Source organism: Sorangium sp. So ce185, from assembly GCF_051526825.1.
GTDB classification, from domain to species: Bacteria; Myxococcota_A; Polyangia; order Polyangiales; family Polyangiaceae; genus Sorangium; species Sorangium cellulosum_D.
Map to the genome: position 1 here is coordinate 13,132,665 of NZ_CP150316.1, position 21,124 is coordinate 13,153,788.

The 21,124-nt window shown below is 74.0% G+C and carries 11 protein-coding genes and 1 tRNA gene; all 12 read left to right on the top strand.

The genetic code is table 11. The annotated features are described in order from the left end of the window. Window positions 1-104 precede the first annotated feature (104 nt). The 12 genes from WMF26_RS48535 (at window position 105) to WMF26_RS48590 (ending at window position 21,119) form a co-directional block, all read left to right on the top strand. Window positions 105-8,039: a hypothetical protein gene (locus tag WMF26_RS48535; RefSeq protein WP_437998248.1), complete on the top strand. Its 7,935-nt coding sequence runs from the start codon at window positions 105-107 to the stop codon at window positions 8,037-8,039. A gap of 535 nt (window positions 8,040-8,574) precedes the next feature. After that, a complete protein-coding gene (locus WMF26_RS48540; protein ID WP_437998249.1) occupies window positions 8,575-10,347 on the top strand; it encodes a carboxypeptidase-like regulatory domain-containing protein in 1,773 nt (590 codons plus the stop codon). Between the two features lie 108 nt (window positions 10,348-10,455). Further along, window positions 10,456-11,661 carry an ATP-binding protein gene (locus WMF26_RS48545; protein WP_437998250.1) on the top strand — a complete coding sequence of 402 codons (1,206 nt, stop codon included), beginning with the start codon at window positions 10,456-10,458 and terminating at the stop codon, window positions 11,659-11,661. A 281-nt stretch (window positions 11,662-11,942) separates the two neighbouring features. Then, window positions 11,943-12,024: transfer RNA gene (locus tag WMF26_RS48550), tRNA-Leu, on the top strand. 640 nt (window positions 12,025-12,664) lie between these two features. After that, a complete protein-coding gene (locus tag WMF26_RS48555) occupies window positions 12,665-13,513 on the top strand; it encodes a hypothetical protein (protein WP_437998251.1) in 849 nt (282 codons plus the stop codon). A 944-nt stretch (window positions 13,514-14,457) separates the two neighbouring features. Beyond that, window positions 14,458-14,634 (top strand): hypothetical protein, encoded by a 177-nt coding sequence (locus WMF26_RS48560; protein WP_437998252.1) that lies wholly within the window; start codon window positions 14,458-14,460, stop codon window positions 14,632-14,634. Beyond that, a complete protein-coding gene (locus WMF26_RS48565) occupies window positions 14,631-15,266 on the top strand; it encodes a hypothetical protein (RefSeq protein WP_437998253.1) in 636 nt (211 codons plus the stop codon). Before WMF26_RS48560 ends, WMF26_RS48565 begins: the two co-directional genes overlap by 4 nt. Continuing rightward, the gene (locus WMF26_RS48570) at window positions 15,242-15,868 is read left to right on the top strand and encodes an RNA polymerase sigma factor (protein WP_437998254.1); all 627 of its coding nucleotides are present in this window, start codon (window positions 15,242-15,244) and stop codon (window positions 15,866-15,868) included. Before WMF26_RS48565 ends, WMF26_RS48570 begins: the two co-directional genes overlap by 25 nt. Before the next feature lie 526 nt (window positions 15,869-16,394). Beyond that, window positions 16,395-17,216, top strand: coding sequence for a thioredoxin family protein (locus WMF26_RS48575; RefSeq protein ID WP_437998255.1), 822 nt, complete (start codon window positions 16,395-16,397; stop codon window positions 17,214-17,216). A 674-nt stretch (window positions 17,217-17,890) separates the two neighbouring features. Next, window positions 17,891-18,289, top strand: coding sequence for a hypothetical protein (locus WMF26_RS48580; protein ID WP_437998256.1), 399 nt, complete (start codon window positions 17,891-17,893; stop codon window positions 18,287-18,289). A 164-nt stretch (window positions 18,290-18,453) separates the two neighbouring features. Then, window positions 18,454-19,716 carry a TolC family protein gene (locus WMF26_RS48585; protein ID WP_437998257.1) on the top strand — a complete coding sequence of 421 codons (1,263 nt, stop codon included), beginning with the start codon at window positions 18,454-18,456 and terminating at the stop codon, window positions 19,714-19,716. Then, window positions 19,713-21,119: an efflux RND transporter periplasmic adaptor subunit gene (locus WMF26_RS48590; RefSeq protein WP_437998258.1), complete on the top strand. Its 1,407-nt coding sequence runs from the start codon at window positions 19,713-19,715 to the stop codon at window positions 21,117-21,119. The genes WMF26_RS48585 and WMF26_RS48590 overlap by 4 nt, the downstream gene beginning before the upstream one ends. Window positions 21,120-21,124 lie beyond the last annotated feature (5 nt).

Consider the following 21,124-nt stretch of genomic DNA (forward strand, 5'->3'; position numbering starts at 1 on the left):
CGGGTTCAGCATACCCGAAGCGGGTCGCCGAAATGAGCTCTTCACCTCCGGAACGGGCAGCATCAGCGTCGGGCGCGCGGAGGTCGCTGCATTCGCCGGAGCTGATGGAGCCAGCGGGGCCCGCCTCCGCGGGGCAGCTGCTCATCGGAGGGAGCCGGGCCGTCGCGCCGGTGTCGCGCCACCGCGGCCCGCGCGCTGAGGAAGCCTACTGGCGCGCGCGCGTGGACGAGCGCCGCGCCGCCGGCGACGCGCAAGGAGAGCGCGAGGCGGCCCTCGCCCTCGCGAGGATCCTCGCCGCGCGCGGCGTCGAGCTCGACCGGGCGGCGGCGCTGGCCCGGAGGGCGCTCTCGCTGGGCGACGACGCCGCGATGAGGAGCGAGCTGGCCGGCTGGCTGGCCGGGCTGGGCGAGCCGGCGCTGGCCGCAGCGGCGCTGCGCGGCCTCCGCGACGACGCGCAGCCGCCCGGCGCGACGGCGCGGATGCTGGTCAAGATCGCCGTGCTCCTGGCGCGCGCCAGCGACGTCGCGGGCGCGGTCGACGCGCTCGAAGAGGCGAGCGAGCTGGCCCCGGACGACGCGATGGCGAGCGAGCTGCTCGGCACGATCGCCGCCTGGGCGTCGGAGGAGGTGTTCCCCGCCGCCGCGGCGAAGGCGTACCTGGAGGCGGCCAAGCGGCGCGAAGCCGCGCGCGAGCGGGAGGCGGCGTTCGAGGACCGCCTGCGCGCCTTCGAGATCGCCCCCCACGACGACATGGCCGCCAAGGCCATGGCCGCCGCGCTGTTCGTGCGCAGCCGGCACGGCGCCGCCGACGAGGTGCTCCGGGCGCACGCCGAAGCGCTCGCGGCGCGGGCGTCCAGCGGCGAGGGCGCGTCGGCCGGCCCGCCCGCGCTGCAGCGCGCGACGGAGGTCCACGGCCACCGGCTCAAGGGCGCGACGAGCGAGGGTGACTGGGCGCGCGCGGTCGGCTGCGTGCTCGACGCGGGCCTCGACGGGGAGGTCGACGGCGACGCCGCCCGCGCGATCGACGAGGTGCTCGAGCAAGCAGGGCTCTACGAGCTCGTGGCCGCGCGGCTCGAGATCAGGGCCGAGCAGCGGGCCGGGGCGCCGAGGGCCGAGGCGTACGCGGCGCTCGCGCGGCTCTACGCCGGCCCGCTCGCGAGCCCCGATCGCGCCGTCGAGGCCTGGATCGAGGCCGCGGCGAGCGACTCCAGCAACGCGGCGGCGCGCTCGGCGCTGCGCGAGCACGCGGCGACCTTGCACGACATGGCGCCCCTCGTCGAGGCGCTCATCCGCATCGGCGAGGGCTCGGACGCGCGGGCGCGGGAAGACGCGGCGGCGCGCATCGACGCGCTCGCGGAGCTCGCGCGCCTCGCGGAGGAGAAGATCGGCGACCCCGGCCTCGCGCGGTGGGCGTTCGAGGCGCTGAAGCGCGCCGGCGGCGACCCCGAGCGCTCCGCGGCGGGGCTCGAGCGGATCGCCGAGCGGCTCAAGGCGCAGGACGAGGCGCTCGCCGCGGCGCAGCGCGCGCTCCGCGGCGCGGACACGGCCGAGGGGCGGATCGACGCGCTCCGCCGGCTCGTCGTGATCTACCGCGGCCGCCCGGACGAGCGCGCTGCCTACGAGGAGGCGCTCGTGGGGCTCGCGCGGGCGCTGCCGACCGACCGCGGCTGCCTCCTGGCGCTCGATCGGGTGAGCCGGCGGACCGGGGGCGGCGCCGCGCTCGACGCCCTGCTGCGCGCGCGGCTGGCCGACGCGGCGCGGCCGCCGTCCCCGGAGGGCGACGGCGCGCGCTCCGTGAGGTCCGAGGCGATCCGCGCGTCCGCGCTGACGCGGGTCGAGCTGGTGCGCGCCCGGCTCCTCCTGTCGGCGATCGCCCGGCGGCAGGGCCAGGACGCCCGCGCGCTCGACGAGGTGTCGCCGCTGCTCGGCGAGGCGCCGGGGCACCGCGGCGCCGCCAGCGCTGCGCTCGTGCTGGCCACGCGGGCCGGGCGCCTGCGGGAGCGCGCCGACGCGATCGTGCAGCTCGCCGCGCCGGTCTGGCCGGCGCTGCGCGCGGTGCTGCTCGCGGTCGCCGCGGCGCTCTACGAGCGGGTGCGCGCCGCGCCGCTCGCGCGCGAGGTCGCGGTGCTCGCCTGCGAGGCCGATCCGTCGAGCACGCGCGCCGTGGCCACGCTCGCGTCGATCCTCACGGCGGAGCTCTCCGCCGCCGCCGAGGCGGGCGAGGCGCCTCCGTTCGATGTCGACCGCGCGGTCGCTGCCGCGATCGAGCGCTCCATCACCACGGTGTTCCCGCGCGGCGCGCTCTGCGACGGCCTCGCGAGGGCGCTGGAGGCGCTGGGAGAGCTGCCGCTCGCGCTCGCGTGGACCCAGCGGTGGCTCGCGCTCCGGCCCGGGTCCCCCCAGGCGACCACGGAGCTCATCCGCCGCGCCGCGGTCGCCGGCGACGCGGCCCGGCTCTCGGACGCGCTCGCGTGGATCCTGGCGCAGCCGAAGCCGCTCGGCGAGATGGCGGCCCCGCTGGCGAGCGCGCTGCACGCGCTCTACGACCTCGACCCCGAGCGCGGCACGGCGCTCGCGCGCCGATCGCTCGACGTCTTCGGCCCGCAGAACCCGCTCCTGCGCGAGCGGCTCCTGGAGCTCGCGCGCCGCGCCGGCGATCCGCACCTCGCCGTGACCGTGCTCGAGCGGTGGCTGGCCGTGGAGATCACGGCGTCGCACGCCACGGAGCTCATGTTCATGCTCGCCGACTGTCGCCTCGACGGCGGCGACCCCGACGGGGCGGCGCAGGAGCTCGCGCGCGCCGCCGCGGAGGAGGCCGACCCCCAGGAGGTCCTCGCGCGGGTCCAGCGCATCGAGGCGTCGCTGCTCTCCAAGGGGCTGAGCTCCGACGGCGCCATCGCGCTGGCCGATGCGAAGGCCCGGGCGTTCACCGCGCAGGGCGGCGACGCCGCGGCGGAGGCGGCGGCCGCATGGCGCGAGCTCGGGAGCCTGCTCTGGGACCTGGCGGAGGATCATCGCGGCGCCGAGGCGGCCTTCTTCCGGGCGAGCGAGGTCGCGCCGAGCGGCGGGACCGAGCGCTACGCGCGCGACATGTGCGAGTTCGCGGGCGTCGAGGCCGCGATCGACGCGATCGTCGCCCGGGCCGCCGAGGCGCGGGGCGACGGGGGAGCGCAGCCCGCCGCCGAGGAGAGCGCGTGGTCGGGCGACGTCGGACCCGAGCGGCGCCGGCGCGCCAGCCTGCTGATCGAGGCCGCCAACCTCGCGCACGAGCACGGCCTGCCCGAGCGGGCGCTCGCCGCGGCGGCGAGCGCGATCGAGCTCGATCCGCTCCGCGCCGACGCCGTCGCGCTCGTCGAGAAGTCGGCCGACGCCGACGGCGGCGTCGCCGTCCTCGACAAGACCTACCGGCTGCTCGCCGACGCGGCCCTGGGCTGCTACGGCCGCCGCGCCGCCCATTACCGCGCCGCGCGGCAGCTGGAGCGGCGCGGCGCCTTCGAGCTCGCGCTCTCGCACGCCGTGGCCAGCTTCGAGGCGGTGCCCACCGAGGGCACCTCGTACGTGCTGCTCGCGCGGCTCGCCGAGCACGCCGGCGAGCCCGCGGAGGCCGTGCGCGCGCTCGAGCGGGTGGCGGCGACCGCCGATCCGGCGTCGCGCAACGCGTGGCTGAAGCGCGCCGCGGCCCTCACCGGCCGCACGGAGGAGGGCCTCCGGCTGCGCCTCGACATCCTGCTCCGCGCGATGGTCGTGCGCCCGGATCCGGCGATCGTCGAGGACGTGGGCGCGGCGATCCGCGACCTGGTCGCGTTCAACGGGCAGCCGGAGGTCGAGGCCATCCGCTTCGATCGCGCTGTCAAGGCCAGCATCGCGAAGCTCGAGGGGCCCGACGGGGCTCGCGCGGGGCTCGCGATGGCGCGGATCGCCGTCGAGGTCCTCGACGCCCCCGCGCTCGCGCTCGCCGCGATCGAGCGCGCGATGCTCGCCGACGGCGACGTCGACGAGTTCCAGACGCTGCTCGACATCGTCGGCCAGCTCGCCCGGCAGACGGAGCCGGCGTCGCACCTCATCGCGGCCGTGTACGCCGCCGCGATGAGGCCGCACTCGAGCGTCGGCCCCGGCCTGCTCCGGTGGGCGAGCAAGCTCGCGGGCGCGCTCAACGTGCCGCCGGTCGCGGCGGCGCTGCTCGTCGAGGCGGCCCGCCGCGCGCCCGAGGACGACGTGCTCGCCTACGAGGCCGAGGCGGCGGTGGAGGCCAGCGGCGACGAGGGGCTGAAGCGCTCGCTCGACGACGCCCTGCCGGTCGCGCGGCGCCTCGAGGCGCTGCTGCACCTCGCCGACAAGCACGAGCGCGAGGGCCAGCGCGCCGAGGCCATCGTCGCCCTCGAGCGGGCGCTCGCCGGCGGCCAGCTCCAGGGCGACGCGCGCGCCGGGATCGTCGCCCAGCTGCGGCGGCTGTACGCGGCCGAGGAGCGCGGCGGCGAGCTCTTGGCGCTCCTCCAGGCCGAGCTCTCGCGCGTGGACGTGACGGGCGCCGCCCGCCTCGAGATGACGCGCGAGCTCGCCGGCATCCTCGCCGCGGGCGGCGATCTCCACGGCGCGCTGGAGCTCCTCCTCGAGGCCGCGCAGAAGACCCCGTTCGACAAGGCGCACCTCGACGAGCTCATCCGGCTCGCCCGGCGCGGCGACGATCGCCGGCAGCTCTTCGACGTGCTCACGCGCCTCCAGGGCGCCGCCTCCAGCGACGAGGAGCGGCTGCTCGTGCTGCGCGAGCTCGCGCCGCTCGCCCAGGAGCTCGGCGATCGCGGCACCGCGGTGGCGCTCTTCGAGGCGATCGCCCGGCTGGACCTCACCGACCTGCACGCCCTCGAGGTCGTCGAGCAGGACGCGAGCGATCGCGGCGATCACGCCGCCGTCGCCGCCCTCCTCGCGCGCCGCATCGAGGCGGCCCCGCTGCCGGACACGCGGCGCGCGCTGCGGCTCCGGCGCGCTGCCCTGCTCGAGCAGCGCCTCGGCCTCCTCGACGAGGCGTGCGCCGAGCTCGAGGCCCTGCTCGCGGCGTCGCCGGACGACGTGAGCGCGCTCCGGTTCCTCGCGGACATCTACGAGCGGCTCGGGACGCCGCTCCGCGCCGCCCCGCTCTGGTGCAGGCTGGGCGATCTCGCGACGACCACCGACGAGCGGGCCGAGTACAACCTCCGCGCGTGCAGCAGCTACCTCGGCGGCGGGGACGTCGAGTCCGCGAAGGACACCCTGGAGAGCGTCGCGCGCATCGCGCCGCGCGAGGCCGTGATCGAGCTCCGCGTCGAGATCGCCCGCCGGGAGGGCGACGGCCACGCGCTCGCCGCGGCGCTCGATCAGCTCGCCAGCGCGTCGCGCGACGCCCCCGAGCGGCGCGCGCAGCTGCTCGTCGAGGCGGCGCGCGCCACCTCGATGCTCGGCGACGACGCAACGGCCCTCGAGCGCGCTCGCCGCGCCGTGAAGCTCGCCCCGGAGTCGCCCGACGCCGTCCTCGAGGCGCGCCGCATCGAGTATCGCCTGCGCGGGACCGGGACGCCGCGCGACGCGCAGGCCGCGGTCGAGGAGCTCGGCCGCATCGCGCCGCGCCTGCGCCCCGCGCACGTCGATCTGCACGCGTTTCTCCTGGCCGAGACGCTCGACGTCATCCAGGGCCACGGCGCGGGTATGCGCGAGCTGACCCGGCGCCACGCCGAGGTCGGCCCGAGCACGCTCGTCGCGCTCGGCATGGCGGAGCGCCTCGCGCTGAAGCGGAACTTCTCCGCCGCCCTCCCGCTGTTCGAGCGCGCGCTCGGCGGCGATCTCCAGGGCATGCGCGCGCGCGGCCGCGTCGCGCTCGCCGCCGCCGAGACCGCGCAGAACGCCGGCGAGCTCGAGACGGCGGCGCGCCTGCTCGAGGAGGCCGCGGCGGAGCCGGAGACGCGCGCGCTGGCGCTGCGGCGCCAGCTGGAGCTCACGGCTTCCCGGGGCGAGCCCGAGGCCGCCCGCAAGGCCCTCGAGGAGCTCGTCGCGCAGAGCTCGGGGATCGACCGGGCGCGCGCGCTGACGCAGCTCGCGCGCCTGCACGCGTCGAGCGATCCGGAGCGCGCGGCGCAGATCCTCGCGCAGGCCACGGTGCTGGCGGGCTCGGATCGCTCGCTCGGGTTGAAGATCGCCGAGCTGAACGCCGAGCTGGCCAGCGAGCGGGCGACCTTGCCGCCCGAGGAAGTGCCTCACGCCGGACCGGCCCGGGTCGTCGTCACGGAGCCTGCCCCGGCGGCGCCCGAGGCGCAGCCCGGCGGTCCAACCCCGTCGGCCGGCGGCGCCGCGCCCGCGAGCAGCCGCGCGCCGTCGGTCGGCGCCGCGCCCGCGAGCAGCCGCGCGCCGTCGGTCGGCGCCGCGCCCGCGAGCAGCCGCGCGCCGTCGGTCGGCGCCGCGCCCGCGAGCAGCCGCGCGCCGTCGGTCGGCGCCGCGCCCGCGAGCAGCCGCGCGCCGTCGGTCGGCGCCGCGCCCGCGAGCAGCCGCGCGCCGTCGAGCGGCGCCGCGCCGGCTTCCGGCAATCCGAACATCGATCTGGTCGAGCTCAACGACCCGCTCGACGAGTCGCTGATCGCGGCCGACGCATCGCGGGCCAGCTCTCCCGCGCTGTCGGACGACGACCTGCTCGAGGGGCCGGCGGTCGCCCCGCCCGCGGGGGCGTCGCCCTCGGGGGCCGCGGAGGGCAACGCCGCGCGCAGCGGCGCCGCCTCGGGCCGCGCCAGCGCCGGCGCGCAGCACGCCTCGCCGCCGGTCTCCGCCCCGGTGTCGCTCCAGCCGCCCTCCTCCGCGACGCGGCTCCTCACCACGTGGCCGCCGTCCGCGGCCGAGAGCTTCGAGGAGGCCGCGCTGTTCCGCGAGCTCGCCGCCGGCTCGTACGAGGCGGGCGAGCGGCTCATGAAGAGCTTCGCCCCGCGCGACGATCGCTCCCGCGAGGCGCTGGCGGTCCGCCGGATGCAGGCCCACCTGCGGCTCGGCGATCGGGGCGCCCTCGAGCGCCTCCAGGCGGCCGCGGTCGCCGACAAGAACATGACCTACGCCCGCGCCATCGAGCACGTGCTGCGCGCCTTCGAGGGCGACGAGCCGTCCGACCGGCGCGGCGACGGCGCCGTCCTGCCCCCGCTCCTCGCCGCGCAGCGCGACGCGCCGGAGCTCGTGAGCGCCCTGCTCTTCCGCGACCTGGAGTCTCCGGTCAACGAGGCGCTCGCGCTCGTCTGGGAGACCGGCCTCTACCGCCGCGACGCGGGCCAGTCCGGGCTCGTCGCCTCCGAGCGGGTCCAGCCGACCTCGCCGACCGTGCTCGGGGAGCTCTACGGCGCCGTGGCCGGTCACCTGGGTCTCCTGCGCACCGCGCTCTTCCACCAGCGCGCGCCGTCGCCTGCGCCCCCGTCGCCCGAGGGCCAGGTCATCCGCGTCAACCCGCCGGCCGTGCTCCTGCGGGGCGAGATCCGCGAGGACAGCCCCGAGCTGCGCTACCTGCTCGGCGCTCACCTGGCCGGCGCCATGCCCGACTACGTCCTCGTGAACACCAGCGCCGAGGACGAGCTCCGCACGCTCCTCTCCGCGGTCGTCGCCGCCTTCGGCCCGCTGGAGGCGACCGCGCACAGCACGCGCGGCAACCCGGCCGTGGTGCGGCTGGAGCAGAACCTCTGGCAGCTCATCCCTCCGCGCGCCGAGCGCCGCCTCCGCGAGATCTGCGACAGCGCCAGCAAGATGACCTACGAGGCGGCCGTCAAGACGACCCGCACCGCGATGCGCCGCGCCGGCCTCTTCGCCGCGGGCAACCTCGCCACCGCGGTGCGCGCGACCGTCAAGGAGCGCGGCCTCGAGCTGGCCGTCCCGCTCTCCCGGCCCGAGGGGCTCGCCGCCGCGTGCGCGGCGCACCCGGAGGTCGCCGATCTCGTACGCCTCGCGACGCGGATGGAGTACGCCGAAGCGCGATGGCAGCCCGGCACGGTGCCCTCACTCCGGCGGGTCGACACGGGCAGCTCGCGCTTCCGCGCTGGCACGTAGGCGTCGTTGCCGCCGCCGCGCTGCAGCCTTCGCCGCCGTGTCCTCCGCGCCCGACCGCGCGCCCCGCGGCGCCGGCAGCGCCCCTGTTGTACCCCGTCCCTCCGAGGTCTCCCGTGTGCACGCCCACGCTTCACCCCGCTGCGACGTTTGCGGCCTGGTCACCTCGGTGCGTCTGTCTCAACGCGACAGCGCTGTCACAGCCTCGCCGCCCGTTGCGCGCCGCCCAGCGCGCAGGATGCACGCCGCGCGCTGCTCCGTCGACGGCACGCACGGCACGCACGGCACGCGCGGCACGCACGCCTCGCGTTGCCCGGAACGCCGGCAGCGCGTTGGCACGAACATCGCCTTCTCTTTCCAGCGTGATTTTTTCCTGCGCCTGCTCGGGTGCGGACCCGTTCGGGCCGCGCGCGTTCCCCTCCTCGGCTCGGCGGCTTCCGGTCGCCAGCGTCCTTTCGGCGCCGCCGCGCGCTCCCACGGCGCCGCGACGGCGCGCGCGCTGCGCCGAGCGCGCCGCGCTCTCGGCGAGGAGGGCGCCGTGAGCGCGCGACCCGCCGTGCGCGCCCTGCTGTTCGCCTGCCTGCCGGCCTCGGTGGCGTGCAGCATCCCCCTCGAGGACGCGGCCGCGGGCCCCACGAACGCCTGCGACCGGTCGGTCGAGTGCGGCCCGGGGGCGACCTGCGCGGAGGTCGACGGGCACCGAGCGTGCGTCTCGACCAGCGCGCACCTCGACGGGCTCCTCCTGGAGATCCGGCCGCGCGTCTCGCGCGAGGTGAGCGCGGAGGTCTCTCACCTCCTCGATCTCGACGCCGGCAGCATCTTCCCCCCGGACGACGCCGGCGGGCAGGTGCATTCCCTCGATCTCCGGATCCCCCCGCCCGCGCGCGTCACGGTCACGTTGCGCCTCGGCGGCTCCTACTGCGGCGACCTCACCGGCGGGGACTTCCCGGTGAAGGCCGAGTTCCGGCGCATCGCGCCCCTGCTGGGCTTGCCCGCCCAGAGCTACGCGGCGATCTCGGAGCCGAACGGCTCCGGTGGCCACCGGTTCCAGCTCGCGATCCCCCCCGGGAGCTATCACCTCTACCTGGTACCGCAGCCGCACAGCCGCTGCAGCGGCGACCTCCCCCCGCCGATCTTCCTGCCGAACCAGCAGGTGCCCGAGCAGTGGACGCTCGGCGTCAACGCCGAGGCTCCCGCGGTGCTTCAAGGCAGCCTGCAGGTGCCGGCGGGCCTGAGCGTCGACGGGTGGAAGCTCGACCTCGTCGACCCGCTGACCGGCAGCGTCATCTCGCAGGTCGGCGTCCTCGAGCAAGGCGAGCCCAGCCCGCCGGGGACCGCGTCGCGGGTCGAGTTCAGCGTGAAGTTCTACTGGACCGACAGGGAGAAGAGCCAGAAGAGCCCGCTCATCCGGCTGCGGCCCAAGGACGGCGAGCCGCGGCCCACGGTCTACTGGGAGCTCGCCGCGATAGCGCTCCACGGGTCCACGGCGAACCTGACCCTCTCGCTGCTCCAGCTCGACGCGGCGGCGCGCCGCGTGGAGGGCCGGACGCTCGACGCGAGCGGCACCCCGGTGCTCTCCGCCGTCCGCATCCAGAGCGCGACCATCGACCAGGCCCCGACCGCCGCCTACAAGCTCGACACCGAGACCGACGCGAGCGGCCTCTTCCGGGCCGACCTCCCGCCCGGCGAGTACGTCGTCTTCGCGCAGCCGATCAACGACACCACCAAGGCGAGGGCCAGGCAGTCGCTCAGGTTCGCCGCCGGCGACGACTGTTACTGCGGCCAGTCGATCCTCATCCCGGAGGCCGGGGCGCTGCGCGGCCGTGTCCAGGGGCCCGCGGGCGAGCTGATGGACGGCGCGAGCGTGGTCGCGGTCCCCTCCCTCGGCGACGCCACGAACTACCTCAACCAGGTGCTCAACCCGGAGCCGCTGCTGCCCCGGCAGGCGTCCGGGGTCCTGCGCAACGGCGCGTTCTCCATCGGCGTCGACCCCGGGGAGTTCGACTTCTCGGTCCGGCCGACGCCGGGGTCCGCCTACCCGTGGCTCGTGCGGCCGCGCCTGGTGGTCCCTCCGACCGACGCCGCGGTCATCGATCTGGAGCTCGCCATGTCGTACCCGGCCGTGCTCCAGGGCGTGGTCCGCGACGCGTCGTCGGGCGACCGGCTCGCCGACGCCGCGGTCGTGGCCTGGCTGCCGGTCGAGAGGAAGACCGCGCAGGGGACGGTGACGGGGGTCATCCAGATCGGCGAGACCCGGTCGGAGGCCGACGGCTCCTACGTCCTGCCGCTCCCCCCATCGACGTCCCGGTGAAGTCGGAGCGAAAAAGGGCGGTACCAGCTCAGCGCAGAGCGAGATAGGCTAGCGCCCGTGGCGCAGCCGACGCGCGGTGGGACATCGGAGCCTTCAACAGAGGATGGCTTGACCCTCGCGCCACCTCTGCGCGGCGAACCGGGGCAGCGTACCGAGGAGGAGCGCGCGAGCGCGTCCCTGCCGTCGGCGCAGGATCTCGCCGTCGCGCTGCACGAGGTCTCCAACGCGCTGACGGTGATCGTTGGCTGCATCGAGCGGGCCCAGGCCGATCGCGGCGCTGAGCTGAGCCGCGCGCTCGGCGTCGCCGTGTCGCGGGCGCGCGACGCCCGCCGCCTGATCCGGCGGGCGATCGGCGCGGACGCCGAGGGGCGTCCGGCCGGCGACGGCGAGGTCGCGTCGACGCCGCTGGGCGAGCCGACGCGGCTGCTCGCCGATGTCATCGACGACGCGGTGACCGGGCTCGAGCCCGAGGCGCGCCGCTCGTCGATCGCGCTCCGCGCCGAGATCGATCCCGACGTCGCGCGGGCTTGCGTGAGCAACGGCGCCGCGGTGGTGCAGATCTTGACGAACCTCTTGCTCAACGCGGTCGCGCTCTCGCCGCGCGGCTCTGCGGTGCGCGTGGATGCCAGGCTGGACGGCGCGGCGGTGATCGTCGGCGTCGCGGATCAGGGGCCTGGGGTGCCGCCGTCGCGGCGCGCGACGCTGCTGAGCTCCGGCGTGTCGACGCGTCCTGGCGGGGCGGGCATCGGCCTGCGCCACTCTGCGGCGCTGGCGAGCTCCGCGGGCGGCGCGCTCGCGCTCGTCCCTTCGGACGAGGGCGCCCGCTTCGAGCTGCGCTGGCCGATCGAGGGCTCCGCGCTCGCGGGCGGCGCGCCCGGCAACGACGGGGAGGCGGAGGCCGGGGAAGGGGACGCCGACGAGGCGCCGCCTGCGCCGCGCAGCACGACGTCGCCGCTCCCCGGGGCGGTCCTCGAGGGCGTGAGGATCCTGGTGGTCGAGGACGACGACGCGGTGGTGGATCTGCTCGACACGGCGCTCACGGCGCGCGGGGCGAGCATCGTCAGCGTGCAGAGCGCGGTGGAGCTCCCGGGCGCGCTCGCGTCCGGCCCGTTCCATGCGGCGCTGCTCGACATCTCGCCGATCGCGCAGGATGTCCTCGGCACCGTCTCCGCGGTGCGCAGCGCCAACCCCGACGTGCGGCTCGTGGTGATGTCCGGCAGCGCCGTCGCGGCGCCCCTCCCGCCGAACTCCGGGGTGTCGTGGGTGCGCAAGCCGTTCGAGATCCGCGAGATCGTCGAGGCGCTCGTCCGCTGACGGGAGCGGCGGCGCGGGGGCGAGCGCGGCGTCTGGAGGCGCGGCGCGGGGGCGAGCGCGGCGTTTCCGTGGGGTGAGGGCGCGCTCCGGGGGCTGCTCCTGGTCGGCCGGCGCGGATGCGTCCCGGCCGCGCGGCGCCGCAGCGGACGATCGGCCGAGGCCGCGCGGCCGCCACGCCGGCCAGAGAGCTGCCTGGGTGCCGCGCCGGCCGTGTGACGACTTCGAGAGGATTAGCTTGACTTCCCTGGCCAGCTGGGTAGGTTCCGTCCCGCGACCCACTCGCGAAGGTGGCGGAATTGGCAGACGCACTAGCTTGAGGTGCTAGCGGGTAACACCGTGGGGGTTCAAGTCCCCCCCTTCGCACTCCGACTCAAGTTTCGAATCTTCCCCTTATTGTTTCCGATACTTAGCTGAGGCATTCCCTTCAGCTCTTGTGCAGTACCAGCGGCGTCGCTCTTTTTGCCTCGACGGGTCCGCTCGGCTTCCGAGATCGTGTGTGATCTCGACGGTTTGTTTCAGCGTTGCTGAGTAGCCGTTTGTGCCTACACAAACGCACAGCGATGCCCGCGGGCTGCACACGCTGCCGGGTGAGTGAAGCCCCGGGCGCGTGCGACAAGACCAGCGCCTCTTTAGAGCGGATGTCAAGCGGAATGCGCGCCGGTGCGTGCGTCTACGGCAGCGGTGCTCTGGCCGGCCTGCGCGTGGTCTTACCTCCGATGGCCTCAGTCCGTGGTTGACCTGCTCAGAACGAGAGCGCCGCACGACGCGCGTCCACCGCGTCACCAACGGCGAGGGCGGCGCGACGGACGTAGCGGACGCATCAGACGCTTCCAGCGCGCTACGGCGCGGCCGTCCGGACGTCCTCCACGAACCCGAACGACACGCACCTCAATTCCAGGGCGTAGGTACCACGTCCCTGTAACCGAGCGCTCTCTTCCGCATCTTGCGCTGCCGCACTCGCGAACACACTCCGAAGTGCGCTCGCCGATGCTAACCATCAGCCATGAGCTATGGAAAGAACGAGACACCGGCCAGTCCCGAGAAGGTTGTAGAAGCGGCCGCCGACGCTGCCCTGACGGGCGCGATTGAAGCCGCGAAACTGTCGAGTTCTGCCGTCCTTGTCGCATTCGCCAGTAATCCAGCCGTCGCAGCGTTGGCGACGGTGATGCCGGTCGTGCTCAGCGGCCTGTGGTGGACCGGCATGCACTGGAAGCGGATCGAGGCAGAGCGCCTCTGGCGCAGGATCACCGACGACTGGGCCGCATCGGAAGACGTGACGCGTGAGGAAATCGAAGGACGAATTGCTGCACGTGCAGAGGAGCCGGCGGTGCGCGAGGTGATTATGCGCTCCGTGCGCGCGCTCATGGAGCAGGTCGACTCAGCGACAACGGTACCGCTCGGCGCGCTGGCACAGGAGTACTTGCGCGACCCTGTGAACAAGCCCGATGCCTTCTTTCGTGGAGCCGTGCGCGTCCTTTCCGAGATAGACGGGGGTGAGCTGAACGAGCTGCGCGAAATGCTCGACTGGGTGCTCCGGACCACGAGTAGAGACGAGGTAGAAATTCGGGCTTGGAATCTTGAGGTTCGCAGCCGTCTACCCGGATTCGACGAGCTTCAAGCAGAGCCTTGGGTTCTCGTGACGTTGGTCGATGACGTCGTCGCTGACGAGCCGTGGGAGCGGGAGGACGCAAGAATCACTTTCGCTCGTGTTTCGGAGCCCGAACGCATCTTTCAGCTACTCCAGGCGAATGGCCTCGCGCTTCCAGGTAGAGCGACCGTCGCTGGCGCGGCGCCACCCCATATCCGTGTGCCACGCCTCACGGCAGCGCGCTTTCGCCGCACGCTCGGGTAACGCGGGCCGCGCACGGACAGCGTCGTGGCCTATCTTCCCAGTCGCTAGCTAGAGCGATGCCCCCCGCCGCCACTCCAGCCGCGTTCGCGAGCCGGTAGGCCCATCACGCCCGCGAGCTCTGCCCGATCGCGCGCATCAGCGAGCACGCGCCTGACGATGTGCCCGCCGGCTGAGAGCGCCGGAGCACCAGCGGACCGGCCGGCGGATGGTGCGCGCGGCGGAGCCCCGGCAGGCGCCGGTCGTCCCCATCCAGGTAGCTGTCGGCGATGAGGGCGAGCCGTCGTCAGTGCAGGGCGGACGCACGACGGGCACGCCCTCAAGCTCGGCGCCGGTCAGCTGGGCGCGCGCAACGGACCCCAGCCAGACGACCGCCACCGGCCGTGGCCTGCGCTCGACGGAGCTCATGCGACCGGGCGGCGTGCCCGGCCGGCTCGTCCTGGACCCGGCGCGACGCGGTGACGGTACCGACCACGCCCGTGCCGAAGGCGACCGCGCCGACCGCGAGACCGAGACGTTGCGCGCGAGGCGGCACCCGGCCTCAGGCGACGCACCCAGCGCGCGGAAGCGACGGGCCCATGTTTCGGTCGCGCGCCCTTCGCGCGTCACGCGGGGCGGGGGCAGCGGCGCGCCGCCCGCAGTTGCCTCCTGCGGGGATGGCCTGGCGGTGGTCTCGTGGCACCTACTGGCAGCGACGCCAACGCATTGCGGTTTTGTGATCTGATTTCTCACTAATTCGTCCGCGTCGACCTCTCCCTGGTAGCTTTCCCGCATGTCGATCACCCCGCCGGATCCACACATCGTCACGCGGTGGCTGTCTGAAACCTGGGCGCTGTGCGAGGCGTGGTGGCTGTCCGAGACGTGGCGGCTACCCGAGCTGACGGTTGTGGTCTCCGGGCTCGTGGCGTCTTGGCCGACGATGCGGCGCCGAGTAGCCTCCTCGGGCCATGTCGATCACTCCGCCGGATCCTCACAGCGCTCTGAAGGCCCTCCGCGCGTTGCTCGTCGAAGTTGACGCCCTCATTAAGGTGAGCCCCGACGCGGAGCTCCTGGCCGCGACGCGCGAAACGCTGGCTGGTGCGGAAGCCGACCTGACGCGCTTCGTCGCTCAGAAGCAGGCATGATCGCCGCGCTGTACGCGCTGGCCCTCGTGGCGGCCGCCCTGGCGGTGGTTCTCGCCCGGCGCAACCCGGAGCACCGGCCCGTCGCCGCCTTCCTGATCCTCTCGCTCGCGTCGGACGTCGTTCGCAACCGGCTGATCGCCTGGGTCCTTCAACCGGCGCGCGCTGCGCTCGGCTCTGCGCCGTTCACCGGCTGGGTACGCGTCGCAGCCGACGTTGACGGCGCGCTGTTCGTCGCGTGGCGCGCCGGCATCGCTGCCCTCGCGGTGTGGATGTTCGTCCGGCGGCGGCCCTGGGGCGTCCTCGCTGCCTACGCCGCCGCGGTCGGGTTCATGGTCGCGACCTACCCGCGCGGCGCGGTCTTGCATCGCTTCTACCTCGCAACGGAGCTCGCATCGCTCTGCGTCGCGCTCGGGGGCTTCCTCGTCTGGCTGAGGTCTGACCGCAAGACGACCGTTCCCGCCGTTTGCACGGCGGTCATCGTCGCGATCGAGCTCGCGTTTGTGACCGGTGGCCCCTACCGGGCCGACATCTTCACCGGCTGGATCAGCGCGCAGAACATGCTCGTGGTGCTCTACCTGGCGCTGATCGTCGTTCAGGGGGTGGCCGTATGGCGGCCGTCGACGTCGCAGTAGCGCTCTGGCATCTCGTCTTCCTCGCCCTCGCGATCGCCTACAAGAGGCACCGCGAGTTCGGAGCGCAGCGCATCCCGGTCGCCGAGCTCGCCGCCCTTGCGCACCTGGTGCGGCGCCTGATCGCCAGGAGCCTCCGCGCCACGCGGGCCACGCGCGCGGACGTCGACGATCTCACCCAGGACGTGATGCTCGCTGCCTGGGAGGCCAGCGAGGAGGGCCGGTACCGGCCCGATCCCGAGGCCACTGGAATGCCCCCGCTAGAGCGCTGGGTGAGGAGGCTCGTCTACCATCGCGTCGATCATCACCTCAGGTCGGCGCGCCACCGTCGAGAGGAACTCGCCGCCGAGCTGCCGGAGGTCGAGCACGAAGCGCCCAGCGCAGAGCGGACGATCGAGGCCGAGCAGCGGCGGCTCGCCGTGGTGAACGCTCTGCGGGAGATGCACGACGTCGAGGGCGCTGCCGTCGTCATCGCGCACGACATCCACGAAATCCCGATGGCCGATCTCGCGGAGAAGTACAAGGTGCCTCTCAGCACGCTCTACAAGCTGCGCTCCGCTGCGCTTGCGGTGCTGGTGAAGACGGTTCGCCAGCGCGACGGCTGAGGCGATCCGAGCCCACCGCCGGCGCGATGACCGACCGTGCTTGGCTGAAACGGTAGCGCGAGGGCGCCTCGGCTCCCTCGTCATCGCGTAACCTGTTGGCGCCCCTCGGGAGGTTCCTGTCCTCGCCTGGTTCCTGGACGGCGAGCCTTGGTTCCTGGACGGCGCTGTCCGGTTCCTGGACGGCGCTACCTGGTTCCTGGACGGCGCTACCTGGTTCCTGGACGGCGCTACCTGGTTCCTGGACGGCGCTACCTGGTTCCTGGACGGCGCTACCTGGTTCCTGGACGGCGCTACCTGGTTCCTGGACGGCGGCAAAAAGGCGCGCGAGGGGCTCGTCTGCGCAACAACGTGATCGGGCTCCTCCGTTCGCGCATGTCGGTCGTGCGCGCGGCGGTGCAGTCGGCGCGCACCACCGGGGGCTCGAGGCCGCTGCTCCCCATCGGCCGGCGACCGCTTGAGCCGCAGATCAAGCGCCGTCAGGTTTTCTCTCTCGTGTCGGAGCAGCGCCAGGCGTAGGCTGAGCGCCATGAAAGAGGCGGCAATCGCGCTCTTGTTCCTGGCGTTGGCAGGCTGCGGCTCTGCCGGCGCGCGTGCTCGGCACGGACAGCCTGATCCCGTAGCGAGGGACGAGGTGGTCGGAGAGATGCGGCTTGGAGAAGAGCTGCACCGGCTCGACCTGCTCGAGGCCGAGATTTACGCTCCTTTCCGTTCCGCGGCCCCCGGGCATCCGGTCGATCGCTGCAATAACGGCGACAGCGAGGTGATGTCCAGGATGCTGGCGTTTGGGCTCTCGGTGGGGAAGCAGGAAAAGAAGGCCGCGGACAGGAAGTACTACGCGCTGTTGCAGACAGGGAACCCGGAGGAGCTCTTTCCGGCGATCTACTTACGGAGGTACTATCTCCAAGGTTTGCTGGAGTGTGTTCGCGATCTGACGGGCACAGGGCCCCGCCAGGCGAGGGAGGGGCATCACGTATCCATCCTCACAACGTCGAACTTCGACGCAGCAACCAGCCACGGGCTCGTTCTGGTGGATTTCACGACCCACTGGTGCGCACCTTGCAAACTCATGGCGCCCGAGCTGGAGAAGCTCGCGCGTGAGCATCGAGGAGAGCTCCGGGTCGGGAGGTTGACCGCCGATCGGCACCAGGAGCTGATCGATAGGTTTGAAATCACGACATTCCCGACGCTGATCCTCCTGAAGGATGGCGATGAGGTGGCGCGGCTCGACAAGTATCACACCTATCCAGAGCTGCTGAAATGGATCCGTGGTGCGCTGCCGGGCCGAAGCTCGTCCCAGAGCGAGCATTCTGCCCAGGGGGGCGAAGCTCCTACCTCGGGCAGTGAGTGATCCGCGCTCGTCTGCCCTTCATTTCACGTCCGCACCGCCATCCTCGTCGGACGGCTGCCCTTCGGGCTGACGATCTTGGTTTGAAGGAGCATCAGGCTCCTGCTCCCCGTCGTCATCGCCGGGGCCATCTGCCAGCTCTCCCTCCTCGCAGACGTAGCGGCATTCGTTGCTTGGGTCGTGCCAGTCGCAGTCCTTCTCGGGGGCTAGACGGCATGGTGACGCGCAGCCTGGCCAAAAGATAGCGAGAGCGCAGAGGAACATCGTTATCTTAAACAGTTTTCTCATGGCAGCCCCCAAGCCTTCGGCGTCTGAAGCGGTGCCGGGCCATCGTTGACAGCGCTCGATGCTCCGCGGCTCCTGCCCCGTTCCCCCGGGCCATTTCATCGCTCGCCCACCCCGCGGCGGATTGTACATGAGCTCGCCGGTCCGGGGCAAGCGGCGATGCCGCCAGAGCGTGGAGCGGCCACCTGGAAGCAGCGCTGTCGCGGTCACTCGATAGGTTTGTCGCCCCAGCTCGAGGGCGCAGGGCGCCGGTTCAGCCACGAGACATGACATCCCGGGCGGGAGATCGCGTTCTTGCTGTGGACGTTGCCTGGAGGGAGCCCGGCCCCGGCGCGCGGCTGTGCCCGCGCGCTCCTTGACGCTCGTCCCATCCTCCTCCACCCTCGCATTGGATGTCCCGCGTCCGGCGACCCCACCGTAACCGCAGCGCGATCCTTCGCTGGATCTGCGCCGCGCTCTCGGTGTTCCTCGTCGTCGGCCTCGTCGCTCAGGGACACACCTTCCAGGCGCTCGGCGTGGCGCTCGCGTGCGAGCACCCGATGCTCGAGCCGTCGTCCTCCCATGACGACGGTGAGAAGAACGCGGCGCCGGACGGCTCGCACGACGACGACTGTCCGCCCGGGTGCAGCGACTGCGCGTGCGGCCGCATCCCCATGACGCTGTCCCTCGAGGTGGTGCTGCCGTACATCCTCCTCGAGGCCTACGAGATCCCCGCATCGTCGCCCCCGGAAAGGCCAGGGCGCTCTCCTACCTACCGCCTCGAACGGCCGCCCCGACGCCCCCGCGCTTGAGGCGCCCGCGTCAGGCATCGCATCCACGAGCACGGCCGCCGGCCTCCGGCGCGTGAGCGCCCCAGCGCCACGCCGCCACGGGCTCGGCCCCCTCGCGCGCTCCTGACCGGACTCAACCGCGGTTCTTCGCGCGAGCGCTCCACGCGCTCGAGGGCTGCTCGTCCATGCTTCGCTCCTGCGTGCGTCGTCCGTTCGTCGCTTCCTCGATTGCCCTTGGTCTCCTGCTGTCCCCGTTGTTCGCGCCCGCGGCCGTCCTCGCCGCGGAGCCGCCCCTCGGCCGCGCCCGCGTCGCCGACCTCGCCCGCGCAGCGCCGGGCGCGCGCGTGGCCACGGCAGAGGCCGGCGTCGCCCGCGCGGCGACCTCGGCAGCCGGCGTGCTCTCGCTCGAGAACCCCGTGCTCACCGGGATGGGCGGCGTCCGGATCAACCCCGACGGAAGCAAGCCGGCGGCCGCGACGGCGTCCCTCGAGTGGCCGATCGAGCTCGGCGGCCAGCGAGGCGAGCGCGTCGCCACGGCCAGAGCCGAGCAGCGCGCCGCCGACATCCGCGCCGAGGACGGCCGGCGCCGCGTCCTTCTCGCCGCCCTGCTCCAGCACGCCCTCGTGCTCCGCGACGAGCGGCAGGTGCAGCTCGCCCGCGCGCGCGTCGCCCTCGCAGAGCGGCTCCACGCCGCGGCGGAGCGGCAGCGCAAGGCGGGCGAGGTGCCGGAGGTCGACGTCGCCCTGGCGCTGCTCCAGAAAGGGCGCGACGTCGCCGCCGCCAAGGCGGCGGAAGGCGCGCGCGACGCCGACAAGGCCGCGCTCCTCGCCCAGCTCGGCCTCCGCTCGCCGGCGGCGCAGGCACTCCCGGTGGAGGGACCCCTCGTGCCTCCCGGCGAGCCGCCGCCGCTCGCGTCGATCCTCGGCGAGGTGGAGCGGCGCCCCGATGTCGGCGCCGCCGACGCCTCGGTCGACGCCGCCCGCGCCAAGGCCGAGCGAGAGCGCGCGGCCGGGTGGCCGACCGTCAACGTCGTCGCCCAGGTCGAGCGCGACGACGGCGCGAACATCGGCATGCTCGGCCTCGCGGTCCCGCTGCCGATCCTCAACGCCAACCGCGCCGGCGCCGCGACGGCCGCCGCCGAGATCGACGTCGCCCGGGCGCACGCCGACGCCGCGCGGGCCGGCGCCGTGGGCCAGATCCACCAGCTCTACGCGCGCTACCGGGCGACGAAGGAGGCCCTCCAGGCCCTCGCGCCGACCGCCGCCCTCATGGAGCAGGCGGCCGCGATCTCGGCGCGCGGGTACGAGCTCGGCGAGAAGGATCTCGCGAGCGTGCTGCTGGTGCGCCGCGAGGTCATCGAGGCAGAAGCGGCGCTGCTCGAGGCCGAGCACGCCCACGCAGCGGCCAAGATCGAGCTCTTCGTCGCCGCGGGGAGGGCCCTCCGATGAGCGCCCCCCAGCGGAAGATCGAGCTCTCGCCGAAGGCGATCGCCGCGACCCTCGCCGCGGTGCTGGCGCTCCTCGTCGGGGCCGTCGCCCTCACCGTGCTCATCGAGCATCGACGCCACGGGCACGACCACGAGGCCGGCCACGGAGAGCACGACGGGCACCGCCACGGCGAGGGCGAGCGAGGGCACGCCCACGGCGACGAGCACGACGAGGGCAAGGGCCACGCGCACGGCAAGGACCACGCGCACGGCGACGACAAGGACCACGCGCACGGCGACGACGAGGAGGCGCACGCCCACGCCGGCGGCAAGCTCGAGCTCTCGCCCGCGATGCTCCAGAACGCCGGGCTGGAGATCCTCACCGCCGGACCGGGCAAGGTCGCGGCGACCGTCACGCTCCCCGGCGAGGTGGCGCTCAACGCGGAGGCCATCGCGCACGTCACCCCGCGGGTGCCCGGCACCGCGCGGGAGGTGAAGAAGCAGCTCGGCGACACCGTGAAGCGCGGCGAGGTGCTCGCCGTGCTCGACAGCCGCGAGCTGGCCGAGCTCCAGCGCGAGCTCCTCGCGGCCAAGGAGCGCCTCGCCCTCGCCGAGGCGAGCTTCACGCGCCACGAGGCGCTCTGGCAGGAGCGCATCTCGGCCGAAAAGGAGTACCTCGCGGCCAAGCAGGCGGTCGCCGAGGCGCGGATCGAGCACCGGAGCGCCGCCCAGAAGCTCAGCGCCGCCGCCGGCTCCGGCGCGGCCAAGGGCACCGGCTACGCGCTGGTCGCCCCGATGGACGGCACCATCATCGAGAAGCACATCGCCATCGGCGAGGTCCTCAAGGAGGACACCCAGGTCTTCGTCATCGCCGACCTGTCCACCATCTGGGTCAACGTCACCGTCTACGCCAAGGACCTCAGCCGCGTGCAGGTCGGCCAGACGGCCTGGGTCAAGGCCGAGGGCATCGACCAGGCCGCGCGAGGCTCGGTGGCGTACCTCGGGCAGGTCGTCGACGAGCAGAACCGCTCCGCGGTGGCCCGCGTCGTCCTGCAGAGCCCCGGCGCCGCGTGGCGCCCCGGGCTCTTCGCGACGGCCGACATCGCCGTCGAGGAGGCGGCCGCGCCCGTCGTCCTCTCGGACGAGGCCATCCAGCGGGTCGAGGGCAGGGAGGTCGTCTTCGTCGAGGAGGGCGGCGGCTTCGAGGCCCGCGCGGTCAAGGTCGGGCGGCGGGGCACGAGCGCGCCGGGGCTCGGGGCCGAGGGCGCCGACGCGCAGCCCGGAGCCCAGGGCGCCGAGCCGCAGCGCGGCGCGGCCGTCGTCGAGATCCTGGCGGGGGTCGCCGCCGGCGAGCGCTACGTCGGCAAGAACAGCTTCATCCTCAAGGCGGAGCTCGGCAAGTCCGAGGCCGGCCACCAGCACTGAGGAGC

Excerpts from the sequence above, each read along its gene's own strand:
- WMF26_RS48535 (WP_437998248.1), top strand. The coding sequence starts at position 105 with ATGGAGCCAGCGGGGCCCGCCTCCGCGGGGCAGCTGCTCATCGGAGGG.
- WMF26_RS48555 (WP_437998251.1), top strand. The coding sequence starts at position 12,665 with ATGAGCTATGGAAAGAACGAGACACCGGCCAGTCCCGAGAAGGTTGTA.
- WMF26_RS48560 (WP_437998252.1), top strand. The coding sequence starts at position 14,458 with ATGTCGATCACTCCGCCGGATCCTCACAGCGCTCTGAAGGCCCTCCGC.
- WMF26_RS48565 (WP_437998253.1), top strand. The coding sequence starts at position 14,631 with ATGATCGCCGCGCTGTACGCGCTGGCCCTCGTGGCGGCCGCCCTGGCG.
- WMF26_RS48570 (WP_437998254.1), top strand. The coding sequence starts at position 15,242 with ATGGCGGCCGTCGACGTCGCAGTAGCGCTCTGGCATCTCGTCTTCCTC.
- WMF26_RS48575 (WP_437998255.1), top strand. The coding sequence starts at position 16,395 with ATGAAAGAGGCGGCAATCGCGCTCTTGTTCCTGGCGTTGGCAGGCTGC.
- WMF26_RS48580 (WP_437998256.1), top strand. The coding sequence starts at position 17,891 with ATGTCCCGCGTCCGGCGACCCCACCGTAACCGCAGCGCGATCCTTCGC.
- WMF26_RS48585 (WP_437998257.1), top strand. The coding sequence starts at position 18,454 with ATGCTTCGCTCCTGCGTGCGTCGTCCGTTCGTCGCTTCCTCGATTGCC.
- WMF26_RS48590 (WP_437998258.1), top strand. The coding sequence starts at position 19,713 with ATGAGCGCCCCCCAGCGGAAGATCGAGCTCTCGCCGAAGGCGATCGCC.